Raw genomic sequence first — 13,546 nt, 5'->3', positions numbered from 1 at the left:
TAATCGGAGCGCGGGCTGTTCTCCGTCTGCGGCGGCGTCGCGGTGATTACCGCGTCAGGCGAGCACTTCGTCCAACTTCAGCAACGGCAGGCCGTGTGCCTCGGCGACCGGCGCGTAGGTCACCCCTCCGGCATGGGCGTTCAGGCCGAGCGCGAGCGCGTGGTCCGCGCGGCACGCCTCGCGCCAGCCCCTGTTCGCCAACTCCAGCGCGTAGGGCAGCGTCACGTTGGTCAGCGCGTAAGTGGACGTATTCGCCACGGCGCCCGGCATGTTCGCGACGCAGTAGAAGACGGACCCGTGCACCGCGAACGTCGGCTCAGCGTGCGTGGTCGGCCGCGAATCCTCGAAGCAGCCGCCCTGGTCGATCGCGATGTCCACCAGCACCGAACCCTGCTTCATCCGGGAGACCAGTTCGTTGCTTACCAGCTTCGGCGCCTTCGCCCCCGGGATCAGCACCGCGCCGATCACCAGGTCCGCCTCCAGTACCGCGCGCTCCAGCGTGAACGCGCTGGAAGCCAGGGTCTTGATCTGGTTGCCGAAGACCCTCTCCGCGTCCCGCAGCTTCGCGATGTCCCGGTCCAGCAGCGTGACCTCGAAGCCCATCCCGGCCGCGATCGTGGTCGCGTGCCAGCCGGACACCCCGGCGCCGATCACGACGGCCTTCGCGGGGGCCACGCCGGGCACGCCGCCGGGAAGCACGCCGCGCCCGCCCGAGAACCGCATCAGGTTGTAGGCGCCGACCTGCGGGGCCAGCCGGCCGGCGACCTCCGACATCGGGGCCAGCAGCGGCAGCGAACCGTTGGGCGCCTGCACGGTCTCGTACGCGATCGCCGTGACACCCGCCTTCAACAGCGCGTCGGTGCACTCGCGCGAGGCGGCCAGGTGCAGATAGGTGAAAAGGGTCTGGTCGGCGCGGATGCGGTGGTACTCGCTCGCCACCGGCTCCTTGACCTTCAGGATCAGATCACCGGTCGCCCACACCTCGTCGGCGCCGGGCAGTATCTCGGCGCCGGCCGCGGCGAAATCGGCGTCCGGGATCGAGGAACCCACCCCGGCCTGAGACTCGACGTAGACCTCGTGCCCTGCCCGGGTCAGCTCGTGGACACCCGCCGGGGTGATCGCGACCCGGTACTCGTGGTTCTTGACTTCGCGGGGAATACCGACCTTCACGGCGTATCGTCCTTCAGACGGAATCGTGGCGGGAAGAAGGAAACATCGAGCCCGAAACGCCGCCGAACAGGACAAGCCGAGCGAGCTGGGCTGTTCTCAGCGTAACCGGAGCCGCCCCGGCGCCGCGCCTTACACCGTGCGTCGGGTTTCCCGCCGGCGCCGACGAAGTGTCGCGGTGTTGACTCCTGCTTCACGGGAGAAGCGGGTGTCCGCCTTCGAATCGAAGGCGGACGAGCGGCGGTGCTTTCCGAACGATGCCCGGTTTCCGAACGATGCCGGCGCGGGTCAGAACGGCCGGGCGTCCCACGGCGCGTCGGCCGGGCGCAACTCGTCCAGTCCGCCGGGCCTGGCGCGGACCGCGGCCAGCGCGAGGACGCCGGCCACCGTGGCCGCGGTGCCGACCTTCCCGGCCAGCACCGCGCGGAGCAACTCGTCGAACGCGACCCAGTGCCGTCCCATGTCGGCTTCCTCGTCCTCGCGGTCGTGCGGATCGCCGTCCGCGGCGCTGATGTCGCGCGCCAGGTACACCCGCGAAGCCTCGTCCGAGGAACCCGCAGTGTTGTAGAAGTCTGCGAGCACCCGCCAGTGCGCGGCGCGCAGATCGGTCTCCTCCCGCAGTTCGCGCTGCGCGGCGACGAGAGGTTCCTCGCCGTCGCCGCGCTGGTCGTGCAGCCCCGCCGGCAGCTCCACCAACCGGCGGCGCACCGGGTGCCGGTACTGCGTGATGACGAGCACGTTGTCGTCGTCGTCGAGTGCGAGGACCGCGACCGCACCCGGGTGCAGCGTGTACTCGCGCTGCTGTGCCTTACCCGAGGGCATCCGTACCCGGTCGCGCCGATACGTTGTGATACCGCCGGATGCGAGGTCCTCGGTGAGTTCGACGGGCCATTCTTCGGGCGAATCCGAGAGCGCGAATGTCATGATTCGAATCTTAGGCGGCGGCACCCGCGCGCGGCTCGACTCGCCCGACGGCTACCGCTGCGTGCTCCCGGCACGGCTGTCGCGCCGGGCCACTGCGGCGCCGACCAGGCCGGCGAACAGCGGGTGCGGGCGGGTCGGGCGGGAACGCAGCTCCGGGTGCGCCTGCGTGGCGACGTAGTAAGGGTGCGTCTCGCGCGGCAGTTCGATGAACTCGACCAGCCGCCCGTCCGGAGAGGTGCCGGAGAACACCAGCCCGCCGGCCGCGATCTTCTCCCGATAGGCGTTGTTCACCTCGTAACGGTGCCGGTGCCGTTCCTCGATCTTCGCCTCGCCGTACAGTTCCCGCACCAGCGAACCCTCGGCCAGCGTCGCGGGGTACAGGCCCAGCCGCATCGTGCCGCCCATGTCGCCCTCGCCGGAGACGATGTCCACCTGGTCGGCCATCGTGGAGATCACCGGGTGCGCGGTCTGCTCGTCGAACTCGCTGGAGCCGGCCCCCTCCAGCCCGGCCAGGTGCCGCGCCGCCTCGATCACCATGCACTGCAAGCCGAGGCACAGTCCGAGCGTGGGCAGCTTGTGTTCGCGCGCGTACTTCGCGGCGTTGATCTTGCCGTCGATGCCGCGCACCCCGAAGCCGCCCGGGATGCACACCGCGTCGACGTCCTTGAGCTGCTTGGCCGCGCCCGCGTCCGTCTCGCAGGTGTCCGAAGCCACCCACTTGATCCGGACCCGGGCGTCGTTCGCGAAGCCGCCGGCACGCAGCGCCTCGGTCACCGACAGGTAGGCGTCCGGCAGGTCGATGTACTTACCGACCAGCGCCACCGTCACCTCGTGGCGGGGCTTGTGCACGCGGCGCAGCAACTCGTCCCAGGCGTGCCAGTCGACGTCCCGGAACGGCAGGTCGAGGCGGCGCACCACGTAGGCGTCCAGGCCCTCGGCGTGCAGCACTTTGGGGATGTCGTAGATCGACGGGGCGTCGGCCGCGGTGGCCACCGCCTCCTCGTCCACGTCGCACATCAGCGAGATCTTGCGCTTGATCGAGTCCGGGATCGGCCGGTCGGCCCGGCACACGATCGCGTCCGGCTGGATGCCGATCGAGCGCAGCGCGGCCACCGAATGCTGCGTCGGCTTCGTCTTGAGCTCACCCGAGGGGCCGATGTACGGCACCAGGGAGATGTGCAGGAAGAAGCAGTTGCCGCGGCCGATCTCGTGGCGTACCTGCCGCGCCGCCTCCAGGAACGGCAGCGACTCGATGTCGCCGACGGTGCCGCCGATCTCGGTGATCACGATGTCGACCGGGGCGCCGTCCACCTCGACCGCGTCCATCGCCAGGATGCGGGACTTGATCTCATTGGTGATGTGCGGGATGACCTGCACCGTGTCGCCCAGGTACTCGCCGCGCCGCTCCTTTGCGATCACCGTCGAGTACACCTGTCCCGTGGTCACGTTCGCGAAGCCGCGCAGATCGGTGTCGAGGAAGCGTTCGTAGTGGCCGATGTCCAGGTCTGTTTCCGCGCCGTCGTCGGTGACGAACACCTCGCCGTGCTGGAATGGGTTCATCGTGCCCGGATCGACGTTCAGATAGGGATCCAGCTTCTGCATCGTCACCCGCAGCCCGCGCGCCTTGAGCAGCGCGCCGAGGCTGGACGCGGTCAGCCCCTTGCCGAGCGAGGAGGCCACGCCCCCGGTGACGAAGAGGTGCTTGGTCGGGCGTCCGGAAGGTTTCCTCGAAGCTGCGGAACGGCTGGGCACTGCCAACGTGGGGCTCCCGTGGTCGATACGAGCGAGTGGCCGGGTGGGGATCGGCCGGTCATCCACGGGCTACCAGCTTAACAGGCGATTGTCGTGCTTCTGGTTGCGTACGCGCGTCACCGCTCTAATCCGCCGGGCGTGAAATGTCCATTCAGTGGACACATCTGTTCGCGGTTGGCGGGCCCGGTGCGCTCGTCGCTAGTCTGACCAGGACGATCTGTGGCGAGGAGGTGGCGGCGATGGCAGTGCGCGCAGTACGCGGGGCCGTGCAGGTGGACGCGGATGAACGGGAACTGGTGCTGAAGGCGACCGCGGAGCTGGTGAACGCGCTGTTCGAGGCGAACGGTTTCAGCGCCGAGGACGTCATCTCCATCATCTTCACCGCCACCCCGGATCTGACCAGCGAGTTCCCCGCCCTCGCCGCCCGGGAGCTGGGCCTGGTCGACACCCCGCTGCTGTGCGCGGCCGAGATCCCGGTGCCCGGGGCGCTGCCCCGCGTGGTGCGGATCCTGGCGCACGTCGAGACGCTGCGCTCCAAGCAGGAGATCCAGCACGTGTACCTCGGCGGGGCCGCTGCGCTGCGCCGGGACATCGCGCAGTAGTCGCGGACGTTCTTGCAAATATCGGGGCACGTCTACACCTCGAAGAGGGCCGGATGCGTACAGCCGCGGTCATCGGGACCGGTCTGATCGGTACGTCGGTCGCGCTCGCCCTGACTCGCCGCGGCGTCGCCGTGTACTTGTCCGACCGCGACGAGTCCGTGCTGCGCACGGCGGCCTCCCTGGGGGCCGGGCAGGTCGGAGACCCGGTCGTGCCGGTGGATCTGGCAGTGGTCGCGGTCCCCCCGGCGTACGTCGCGACCGTGCTTGAGGAGGCCCAGCGGCGCGGCCTCGCGACGACCTACACGGATGTCGCCTCGGTCAAGGCGGGCCCGCAGGCTGCGGCCGCCGCGCACGGCGTGGACCAGAAGACGTACATCGGCGGGCACCCGCTGGCGGGCCGCGAGGTCGCCGGGCCGCTGGCGGGCCGCGCCGACCTGTTCGACGGCCGTCCCTGGGTGCTCACCCCGACCGCGGATACCGGCCGCGACGCGCTCAACCGGGCGTTGGAGCTGATCTCGCTGTGCGGCGCGGTGCCCGTGGTGATGGACGCCGCGGACCACGACCACGCGGTCGCGCTGATCTCGCACGCCCCGCACGTGGTGTCCGTGCTCATGGCCGCGCGGCTGGAGCACGCCTCGGAGGACGCCGCGCGCATCGCCGGTCCGGGTGTGCGGGACGTGACCCGGATCGCGGCCGGCGATCCGCTGCTTTGGCAGGAGATCCTCTCGTCGAACGCCGCCGCGGTGGCGGACGTGCTGGAGGAGTACGCCTCGGATCTGAGCGGCGCGGTCATCGCGCTGCGCGCACTGGCCGGCGACGACGCTGACAAGCGCGACGCCGGGCGCGAAGACCTGGTCGCGCTGCTGCGCAGGGGCAACGCCGGACATTCCCGCGTCCCCGGCAAGCACGGCGCGCCGCGCGCGGTCTACGCGACGGTCACGGTCGTCATCAGCGATGCGCCCGGGGAACTGGCCAGGCTGTTCGCGGCCGTCGGCGCGGCCGGGGTCAACATCGAGGACGTGCGGATCGAGCATTCGCCCGGGCAGCAGGCCGGACTTGTCACCCTCCAGGTCGCGCCCGACTCCGCCGATCGGCTGGCCGAGCGGCTCGGCGAACGCGGCTGGACGGTGCAGAGTTGACCGGACCGCGCGGCCGGTCGTGATCCGACGAGGCCCCGGCCCCGGAGCGGGTGCGCAGCACGTCATCTGACACTGCGTCAGCACCGATACCCTTTTCCCTTCGGATCGGTCCGAGACAGAACGGAAAGCGTGGCAACCAGGTGTCCGACAAGGCGATCGTGGTCGCGGTGGACGGGCCTTCCGGCTCGGGCAAGTCGAGCGTGTCCAAGGGTGTGGCGCGCAGACTCGGCCTGCGCTATCTCGACACCGGCGCCCAATATCGCGCGATGACGTGGTGGATGCTGCGCAACGGCGTGGACCTCGCCGACCGTGAGGCCGTCGCCGCGGCGTGCCCGAAACCGGTGATCGTCTCCGGCACGGACCCGGACGAGCCGTCGATCACCGTAGACGGCACGGACGTGGCCGCCGGCATCCGGACCGCCGAGGTCACCGGGGCCGTCTCGGCCGTGGCCGGGGTGCAGGCCGTGCGCGACCGGCTGATCGAGTTGCAGCGGCAGATCATCGCCGCCGCGCTCGCGCAGTCGGCGGGCGTGGTCGCGGAGGGGCGCGACATAGCGGACGTGGTCTGTCCGCAGGCCGACAGCAAGATCTTCCTGACCGCCTCGCCCACGGCCCGCGCCGCGCGCCGCAGCGCGGAACTCGGCGCGGTGGTGGCCGGCGGCTCGGCCGGCACCCTGGCCGACCTGGCCCGTCGTGACGCCGAGGACGCGAAGACCACGCGCCCGCACGAGGCCGCGCCCGGCGCGATCGTCGTCGACGCGACACACCTGACGCTCGATCAGGTGATCGAGCGGGTGGTCGAACTGGTCGAAACGGCCCGGGGATGACCGCCACACCGAATGCGACACCGCACGCGACACCGAACGCGCCGGCAGCGCCGCGGGTGCCTGCGCCGCGGGAGGCGGTGCGGGCACGCCGGATCGGCCCGTTCCTGCTCAGGCCGTTCTGGAAGATCACCCTGCACGGTGCGCAGCACGTCCCCGCGGCCGGGCCGGTGATCCTGGCCGGGAACCACACGGGGTTCCTGGACGGTCCGCTGCTGGTCGGGCTCTCGCCGCGGCCGGTGCACTTCATGGTGAAGCGGGAGATGTTCCGCGGCGCGCTCGGCCGGTTCCTGGGCTGGCTCGGGCAGATCAGCGTGGATCGGCACTCGGCCGACCGCGCGGCGATCCAGGCCGCGCTCGGCGTGCTGGAACAAGGCGGCGTGCTCGGCGTGTTCCCCGAGGGCACGCGTTCGGCGGAGGACTTCGCGACCATGCACAATGGGCTGGCGTACTTCGCGCTGCGCTCGGGGGCGCCCGTGGTGCCGGTGGCCTGCCTCGGCTCGGGTACGCGCGGCACCACGATTGGTGCGCTGCCCCGGTTGCGCACTCGTCTCGACGTGGTTTACGGTCCGCCGATCGAACTCGGACGCGGCACCGGACGCAAGGCGGTCGCGGCTGCCAGCGAGCAACTGCGCGAAGCACTGCGTGCGCACATCGAACAAGCGCGCCGGGACACCGGCCGGGCGTCGACCACGTAGGCACAACAGGCTGGCAGTAGGTACGGCAAGCAACAGGCACGGCAAGTAACTGGTACAGGTAGCGGTAAGGACGAACTGGCGATGACTGTGGACCACGACGCGTTCGACGACGACCTCGACGCGCCGTTCGACCCGAGCGAGTTCGTCGACGAATTCGGCAACGCGGAACCGCTGCCCGGCGAGCCCGCCGACGAGGACGCGGCGGCCGGAGCCGAGGCGCCGCTGCCGGTGCTCGCGATCGTCGGACGGCCCAACGTCGGCAAGTCGACGCTGGTCAACCGGATCCTGGGCCGGCGCGAGGCGGTCGTGCAGGACGTGCCGGGTGTGACCCGCGACCGGGTGTACTACGAGGCGAACTGGGCCGGGCGCCGATTCACCATCGTGGACACCGGCGGCTGGGAGGTCGACGTCGAGGGCATGGACGCCCGGGTCGCCGAGCAGGCGGAGATCGCGGTGGAGCTGGCGGACGCCGTCATCCTGGTCGTGGACGCGACCGTCGGGATGACCAACACCGACGAGGCGTTCGTCAGGGTATTGCGGCGTACGAAGAAGCCGGTGATCCTGGCCGCGAACAAGGTGGACAACGCGCGGCAGGAGGCCGAGGCCTACGCGCTGTGGTCGCTCGGGCTCGGCGAGCCGCATCCCGTCTCGGCGATGCACGGCCGCGGATCCGGCGACCTGCTCGACGCGGCGCTTGACGCGCTGCCGGAGACGCCGCGCGAGGGGTTCGGCTCCGGGGGATTGGGCGGACCGCGCCGGGTCGCCCTGGTCGGCAAGCCCAATGTCGGCAAGTCCTCGCTGCTCAACAAACTGGCGGGACAGGAGCGCGTGGTGGTCGACTCGGTGGCCGGCACGACCCGCGACCCGGTGGACGAGCTGATCGAGCTGGGCGGCAAGACCTGGCGATTCGTGGACACCGCGGGCATCCGCCGCCGGGTACACCACACCTACGGCGCGGATTTCTACGCCTCGCTGCGCACCGCGGCCGCGATCGAGAAGGCCGAGGTCGCGGTCGTGCTGATCGACGTGAGCGACCGGATCGCCGAGCAGGACGCGCGGATCCTGACCAAGGTGATCGAGACCGGCCGTGCGCTGGTGCTGGCGTTCAACAAGTGGGACCTGCTGGACGAGGAGCGCCGTTTCTACCTCGAGCGGGAGATCGAGCAGGACCTGGGCCAGGTGGCGTGGGCGCCGCGGGTGAACATCTCGGCCTCCAGCGGCCGGCACGTCGAGAAGCTGGTTCCCGCGCTGGAGACCGCGCTGGAGGGCTGGGCCACGCGCGTGCCGACCGCGAAGCTCAACTCCTTCCTCGGCTCGGTGGTGGCCGAGCACCCGCACCCGGTGCGCAGCGGGAAACAGCCGCGGATCCTGTTCGCCACACAAGCCGGATCGCGCCCGCCGCGCTTCGTGCTGTTCGCCTCCGGGTTCCTGGACGCGGGGTACCGCAGGTTCATCGAGCGGCGGCTGCGTGAGGAGTTCGGGTTCGCCGGTTCCCCGGTCGAGATCTCGGTGCGGGTGCGCGAGAAGCGCCCGCGCAACAAGAAGTAGCGCAGGACCCGAGGGCGGGCGCTGCGGGCCGGGTGGCCCGCAGCGCAGCCTGATCAGTACGCGGCTGTGAAACGGCGCCCGGCGTGCTCGCGCTTCTCCGCTTCGTCGATCAGCACGATGGCGTAGTCCTCGGCGGAGATGTTGCTGTTGCCGTCGGCGTCGACGAGCAGGTGGTCCTCGCCGAGGCGGAAGGTGCCGGTACGCTCGCCGGGCGCGACGACACCGGCCGGGCTCACGTAGGTCCATGCGACGTCGGAGACGCCGAGCAGCTTCTCCAGGCCGGCTGCGTGCGCCAGGGCCTCGCTCTTGTAGACCTCCGGGAAGTAGGGCTGGTCGACCAGCCGTTCACCGGGGCCCACCAGCAGGCTGCCCGCGCCGCCGACGACCACGAGGTACGGCGCGTCCCGGCCGAGCGCGCGCAGCGCCGTGACGAGGCTGTCGAGGTTCGCCTCCACCTGCCGCTTCGGCTCGGTGCCCGGGTCGCGCGGGGAGACGGCGCTGATGACCGCGTCGGCGCCCGCGATGATCTTCTGTGTCGCGGCCGGATCCGTCACGTCCGCCTGCTGCACGGTGAGGTTCGGGTGTTCCTCGGTCACCTTCGCCGGATGCCGCACGGCGGCCGTGACCTCGTGCCCGCGGCGCAGCGCCTCGTGTATCGCGCGCCCGCCGATCATTCCGCTGCCGCCGAAGACCACGATTTTGGACATGGAGCTGCCTCCTGCTGGTCGGTTGCTGCTTTTCGGTGAATTGCGCCGCGGGCGCGCCGGCTATTCGCCGGCGGCCGAGACCTGCTCCAGGACGCGCAGGAAGACCTCGGTCTCCTGCGCTCCGGAGACGGCCCACCGCCCGTCGAAGACGAACGTGGGCACGGAGGAGACGCCGCGGGCCCGCGCCTCGGCGATCTCGTCGAGGACGTCTTCGCGGCCTTCGCCGGAGTCGAGGTAGGCGCGGGCGCGGTCGCGGTCGACGCCGGCTGCCGCCGCGGCCTCGATCAGCTGGTTCCTGTCCCCGACGTCGCCGCCCTCGGCGAACCGGGCGGCGAGCAGCTTCTCCTTCAGCGCGCTCTGGACGGCCGGACCGTATTCGGTGAGCGCGAGACGCAGCAGGCGGTGTCCGTCCAGCGTATTGACATGCAGGGCGTGGTCGAAGTCGAACGCGATGCCCTCGCCGCGGCCGATCTGGGCGACCCGGGCGTCCATCTGCGCGCTGCCGGGACCGAACTTCCGGTCGAGGTATTCGCGGTGCGGTGAGGCGGTCGCCGGCGCGCCCGGGTCGAGCTGGTACGGCCGGTACACCACCTCGACTTCTGCCGCGCCCGCAAACGCCGAGAGGGCGCGCTCGAAGCGGTGCTTGCCGATGTAGCACCACGGGCAGGCGATATCGCTGTAGACCTCAACCTTCATGGCCGCGACAACCGTCGCGGCCCGCCGATTATTTCCTGACCCCGCAGATTTGTCGCGGCGGTGTGGCGCTGTCGGCGCTGTCGAGGAGTGCCGGCGGTGTCGGCGGCCCGATCGGCCGCGGCCGTATGATCCCTGGATGCGCATGAAGGGCGGGCGGCGAAGCGGGGAGGTGGCCGCGCGGGCCGGGGCGGCGGCGCGGGTGAGCGTGCTGCGCGGTTTCGACTCTGCAGCGCTGGCGGCCGTGGCGGAACTGGTCGTCGCCGCGGCGGTGCGCGGTGAGGCGCTGGGGCTGCGGGAGGATGTGACCCGGCCCGAGTACGAGGAACACCTCAAAAGGCTGATGAGCGATGCCGAGCGGGGCGACGCCGGGCTGGCCGTGGCGCGCGCCGCGGACGGCACGGTGGTCGGCTCGGCGCAGTGGACCCGCAGTCCTTATCCGACCCGGCGGGTGCTCGCGGAACTGGACCGGGTCGTCGTCTCGCCGCAGTCCCGCGGCGCCGGGCTGGGTACCGCGCTGGTCGACGCGATCGCCGGCGACGCGCAGGCGGCCGGTGTCGAGGTGCTGATGTTGGAGGCGCGCGGCAACAACCATGCCGCCATCGCCCTGTACGAACGCGAGGGGTTCCGGCGCGTGGGCGCGCTGCGCAACGTGGTCGCGGTCGGTGCGGCGCGGCACGATGTGATTCTGATGAGCCGCGCGCTCGCCCGCCCCAAGGACGCCGATCTGCTGGGCGACCTGCCCGCGGGGCAGGGGGCGAGCCTTCCGCGCGGCGTGACGCGGGGTGCCGGCTGGCAGCGCACCGAGCGGCTGTTGCTGTGCGTTCCCGCGCCCGAGTCCGACGTGGCTGACGCCTACTTCGCGATTCACGCCGATCCGGCCACGAACGTGCACAACCCGGCCGGGCCGATGGTGGATCCCGCGGCGGCGGCGCCCGTGCTGGAGTTGTGGCAGCGGCACTGGCGTGCGGCGGGCTTCGGATACTGGGTGGTGCGTGACGCCGCCGGCGGGCGGATCATCGGTTTCGCAGGGGTGCGTCCGGTCGTCGAGGGCGAGGACTTCCTCAACCTCTACTACCGCTTCCATCCCTCGGTCTGGGGCAGGGGTTACGCGACGGAGGTCGGGCGCGCGGCCTTGGCTCTCGCCGCGAGTATGGCCCCGGGCGTGCCCGTCGTCGCACTGATCCGCCCGCGCAATGAGCCGTCCATCCGCGTCGCGCAGCGCCTCGGCATGCGCCTCGAAGGAGAGGTGCAGCGGCAGTTCGGCATATACCTGAGATACGCGCTCGTGCCTCCCGCGGTCGCATAGCCGCCGGTTCGAGGCACCGGGCCTGGTCCCCGCCCCGGTCCGCGCTCTGATCCTCGCCCCGGGTTGCCGGGCGGGATCCGGGCCGTGCGGGTCCCTGGTGTCCTGGTTGAAAGCCGTTCGCCGAGTTCGGTGCGCGGCCATGTCAGGAGCGTTAATCGGCTTGCGGACGGCAGTTCGCTGAGACGACGATACGGTAGCCCCCTCGCCACCGCCTGTCCGACAGGAAGCGCAGGTTTATGTCCATGACCGTGCCCGTGAACGTGGCCGCGCCCGCGAAAGGGAGGGCGATCGAACCCGTCATCGTCGCCGAACAGCTCACCAAGACCTTCACCCGCTATCACCGCGCCGGCCGGCTTCGCCGCCGGCGCACGGACTTCACCGCGGTGGACTGCATCGACCTGCGCGTCGAACCCGGCGAGCTGGTCGGTTACATCGGCCCGAACGGCGCGGGCAAGTCCACCACTGTCATACCTGATCCGTACACTTATTCGTATGGGTACTGATACGGTAAACGAGCTGGACAGGGCACAGATTCAGCGTCTCGCGCGGGTCGCCGGGATCACCGGGCCGAAGCAGGCGCGGCGCGATCCGGCATCCTGGGTGGGGGAGGGAGCGGCCATCTACTGCCGCATCTCCAAGACCCACGACGAGGACCAAACCGGGGTCGAGAGGCAGGAGCGCATCTGCCGGGACGCGGCCGAGCGGCTGAGACTCCAGGTCGAGTCCGGGCACGCGTACATCGACAACAACCGCAGCGCGTGGCAGCGCAACCGCAAGCGCCCCGGATGGGACGAGCTTCTTGCCGCGATCGAGTCGGGACAGGTCCGGCACGTGATCATCTACCACGCCGACCGGCTGTTGCGGCAGCCGCAGGACCTTGAGGTGCTGCTCAGCAAGGCCGACGAGCACCACGTGATCTTGCACGGGCAGGCCGGGGGGCGGGACCTGTCCGACCCCGATGACCGGTTCATCCTGCGCATGGAGGTAGCGCACGCGTGCCGTTCCTCGGACGACACCTCGCGGCGGGTGCGTGACACCCTGGCCGAGCGCGCCAGCGCGGGCAAGCCGCATTCGGGCAAGCGCCGTTTCGGCTACGACAAGACCGGAACGAAGATCATCGAGTCTGAGGCCGAGACCGTGCGCTGGATCTACGTCCAGTACCTCAAGGGCAAGACCGTGCACTGGATCAAAACCCAGCTCAACGAGCAAAACATACCCACCGCCCTGGGCAAAAGGTGGCAGCACCAGACGGTTCTCTCATTGCTGGACTGTCACCACATGGCCGGACTGCGGGTGTTCCGTGGCCAGGAGATCGGACCGGGCACCTGGCCCGCGATCATCCCGGTAGGCACGTTCCGGGAAGTGCAGGAGCGGCGCGGCTACCGCGCGGCGGCAGGCCGGGCGAAGGCCGAGGCCACCAGGACGGGCAAGTTCTACACGCTGCGCTCCCTGGTGTGGTGCACCGCGTGCGGCGTGCGCATGGCAGGAGGCACCAACAAGGCACGGCCCACCTACCAGTGCAGCAGCGAGCGCGACGGGAAGGCATGCCGCCGCCGCATCTCAGCCGCCGTCCTGGAACCGTTCGCCGCCGACGCCGCTATCCGGATGCTCACACACCTGGACGTCACCGGCCGCGAGGCCGCCGCCGTACTGGGCAGCGAGGAGGCCGACACGATCGCCGCCGACCAGGAGCAGCTGACCGAGGCCGCCCGCATGTGGGCACGCAAGGAGATCAACAAGGCCGAGTACGACGTGATGCGCAAGGAGATCAGCGAACGGATCAAGACCGCGCAGCGCAAGGCGATCGTCCGGCCCACAGTCGAAGTCCTCGAAGGCATGACCGGGCCGGGAGCCGAGGAGGCATGGCACAAGCTGGAAGAGCAGGGCGACTACGAGCGCATCAATGGCCTGTTTCGGTTCCTGTTCGCCGCCGTGCGCATCGACGCGTCAGCCACCAGGGGCCGCGCGGTGGACTTCGGCCGCATCGACATCGAGCCCAACCCCGCCGACTAGAACGCGAACGGGCCGGACAGCGCCCCACCCAGGGGAACCGTCCGGCCCAAGCGGACCACGACCGCCGATCAAGGCGGATCGTCATCGGAGACGATCTGCGCCAGCAACGCCAGGCGACGCGCCGAGAGCCGACGCGGGAAGCCCGCCACCACCCGCCGAAGGTGGAACTC

At 70.6% G+C, this 13,546-nt stretch carries 13 protein-coding genes; 8 read left to right on the top strand and 5 right to left on the bottom strand.

The genetic code is table 11. The features are described from left to right. Positions 1 to 54 precede the first annotated feature (54 nt). From ald to pyrG, 3 genes are all read right to left on the bottom strand, one after another. Positions 55 to 1,170, bottom strand: a complete 1,116-nt coding sequence (gene ald, locus KGA66_RS16640) for an alanine dehydrogenase (protein WP_211469047.1) — start codon at positions 1,168 to 1,170, stop codon at positions 55 to 57. Between the two features lie 285 nt (positions 1,171 to 1,455). Further along, positions 1,456 to 2,091, bottom strand: coding sequence for an NUDIX domain-containing protein (locus KGA66_RS16635; RefSeq protein WP_211469046.1), 636 nt, complete (start codon positions 2,089 to 2,091; stop codon positions 1,456 to 1,458). A 51-nt stretch (positions 2,092 to 2,142) separates the two neighbouring features. Continuing rightward, on the bottom strand, positions 2,143 to 3,849 hold the full coding sequence (gene pyrG, locus KGA66_RS16630) for a CTP synthase (RefSeq protein ID WP_246507968.1): 1,707 nt from the start codon (positions 3,847 to 3,849) through the stop codon (positions 2,143 to 2,145). A gap of 233 nt (positions 3,850 to 4,082) precedes the next feature. On the opposite strand from pyrG, the gene aroH reads away from it, so the two are divergent. The 5 genes from aroH (at position 4,083) to der (ending at position 8,654) form a co-directional block, all read left to right on the top strand. After that, positions 4,083 to 4,445 (top strand): chorismate mutase, encoded by a 363-nt coding sequence (aroH, locus tag KGA66_RS16625; RefSeq protein WP_211469045.1) that lies wholly within the window; start codon positions 4,083 to 4,085, stop codon positions 4,443 to 4,445. Positions 4,446 to 4,498: 53 nt separating this feature from the next. Continuing rightward, positions 4,499 to 5,584, top strand: coding sequence for a prephenate dehydrogenase (locus KGA66_RS16620; protein WP_211469044.1), 1,086 nt, complete (start codon positions 4,499 to 4,501; stop codon positions 5,582 to 5,584). Between the two features lie 140 nt (positions 5,585 to 5,724). Further along, positions 5,725 to 6,411: a (d)CMP kinase gene (gene cmk, locus KGA66_RS16615; RefSeq protein WP_211469043.1), complete on the top strand. Its 687-nt coding sequence runs from the start codon at positions 5,725 to 5,727 to the stop codon at positions 6,409 to 6,411. After that, positions 6,408 to 7,106, top strand: a complete 699-nt coding sequence (locus KGA66_RS16610) for a lysophospholipid acyltransferase family protein (protein ID WP_246507967.1) — start codon at positions 6,408 to 6,410, stop codon at positions 7,104 to 7,106. Before cmk ends, KGA66_RS16610 begins: the two co-directional genes overlap by 4 nt. A gap of 81 nt (positions 7,107 to 7,187) precedes the next feature. After that, entirely contained in the window at positions 7,188 to 8,654 is a 1,467-nt protein-coding gene (der, locus tag KGA66_RS16605; protein WP_211469041.1) for a ribosome biogenesis GTPase Der, read from the top strand. 53 nt (positions 8,655 to 8,707) lie between these two features. On the opposite strand, the gene KGA66_RS16600 is transcribed toward der, so the two are convergent. After that, on the bottom strand, positions 8,708 to 9,361 hold the full coding sequence (locus KGA66_RS16600) for an NAD(P)-dependent oxidoreductase (RefSeq protein ID WP_211469040.1): 654 nt from the start codon (positions 9,359 to 9,361) through the stop codon (positions 8,708 to 8,710). A gap of 60 nt (positions 9,362 to 9,421) precedes the next feature. Beyond that, positions 9,422 to 10,057, bottom strand: coding sequence for a DsbA family oxidoreductase (locus KGA66_RS16595; protein ID WP_211469039.1), 636 nt, complete (start codon positions 10,055 to 10,057; stop codon positions 9,422 to 9,424). A 136-nt stretch (positions 10,058 to 10,193) separates the two neighbouring features. Here KGA66_RS16595 and KGA66_RS16590 point away from each other — a divergent pair, with 136 nt between their 5' ends. The 3 genes from KGA66_RS16590 (at position 10,194) to KGA66_RS16580 (ending at position 13,376) form a co-directional block, all read left to right on the top strand. Beyond that, complete coding sequence (locus tag KGA66_RS16590) at positions 10,194 to 11,363, top strand: GNAT family N-acetyltransferase (protein WP_211469038.1); 1,170 nt, start codon at positions 10,194 to 10,196, stop codon at positions 11,361 to 11,363. 242 nt (positions 11,364 to 11,605) lie between these two features. Continuing rightward, positions 11,606 to 11,866, top strand: coding sequence for a hypothetical protein (locus KGA66_RS16585; RefSeq protein ID WP_211469037.1), 261 nt, complete (start codon positions 11,606 to 11,608; stop codon positions 11,864 to 11,866). Further along, positions 11,856 to 13,376, top strand: a complete 1,521-nt coding sequence (locus KGA66_RS16580; protein ID WP_211469036.1) for a recombinase family protein — start codon at positions 11,856 to 11,858, stop codon at positions 13,374 to 13,376. The genes KGA66_RS16585 and KGA66_RS16580 overlap by 11 nt, the downstream gene beginning before the upstream one ends. Positions 13,377 to 13,546: the final 170 nt, after the last annotated feature.

The organism is Actinocrinis puniceicyclus (assembly GCF_018283645.1).
Taxonomy (GTDB): Bacteria; Actinomycetota; Actinomycetes; order Streptomycetales; family Catenulisporaceae; genus Actinocrinis; species Actinocrinis puniceicyclus.
This window is presented reverse-complemented; position numbering and strand designations above follow the sequence as displayed.

What these genes read in the sequence shown, in the direction of transcription:
- KGA66_RS16580 (WP_211469036.1), top strand. Translation starts at nt 11,856, where the DNA reads ATGGGTACTGATACGGTAAACGAGCTGGACAGGGCACAGATTCAGCGT.
- KGA66_RS16635 (WP_211469046.1), bottom strand. Translation starts at nt 2,091, where the DNA reads ATGACATTCGCGCTCTCGGATTCGCCCGAAGAATGGCCCGTCGAACTC.
- KGA66_RS16595 (WP_211469039.1), bottom strand. Translation starts at nt 10,057, where the DNA reads ATGAAGGTTGAGGTCTACAGCGATATCGCCTGCCCGTGGTGCTACATC.
- der (WP_211469041.1), top strand. Translation starts at nt 7,188, where the DNA reads ATGACTGTGGACCACGACGCGTTCGACGACGACCTCGACGCGCCGTTC.
- KGA66_RS16620 (WP_211469044.1), top strand. Translation starts at nt 4,499, where the DNA reads ATGCGTACAGCCGCGGTCATCGGGACCGGTCTGATCGGTACGTCGGTC.
- KGA66_RS16600 (WP_211469040.1), bottom strand. Translation starts at nt 9,361, where the DNA reads ATGTCCAAAATCGTGGTCTTCGGCGGCAGCGGAATGATCGGCGGGCGC.
- aroH (WP_211469045.1), top strand. Translation starts at nt 4,083, where the DNA reads ATGGCAGTGCGCGCAGTACGCGGGGCCGTGCAGGTGGACGCGGATGAA.
- KGA66_RS16585 (WP_211469037.1), top strand. Translation starts at nt 11,606, where the DNA reads ATGACCGTGCCCGTGAACGTGGCCGCGCCCGCGAAAGGGAGGGCGATC.
- KGA66_RS16610 (WP_246507967.1), top strand. Translation starts at nt 6,408, where the DNA reads ATGACCGCCACACCGAATGCGACACCGCACGCGACACCGAACGCGCCG.
- KGA66_RS16590 (WP_211469038.1), top strand. Translation starts at nt 10,194, where the DNA reads ATGCGCATGAAGGGCGGGCGGCGAAGCGGGGAGGTGGCCGCGCGGGCC.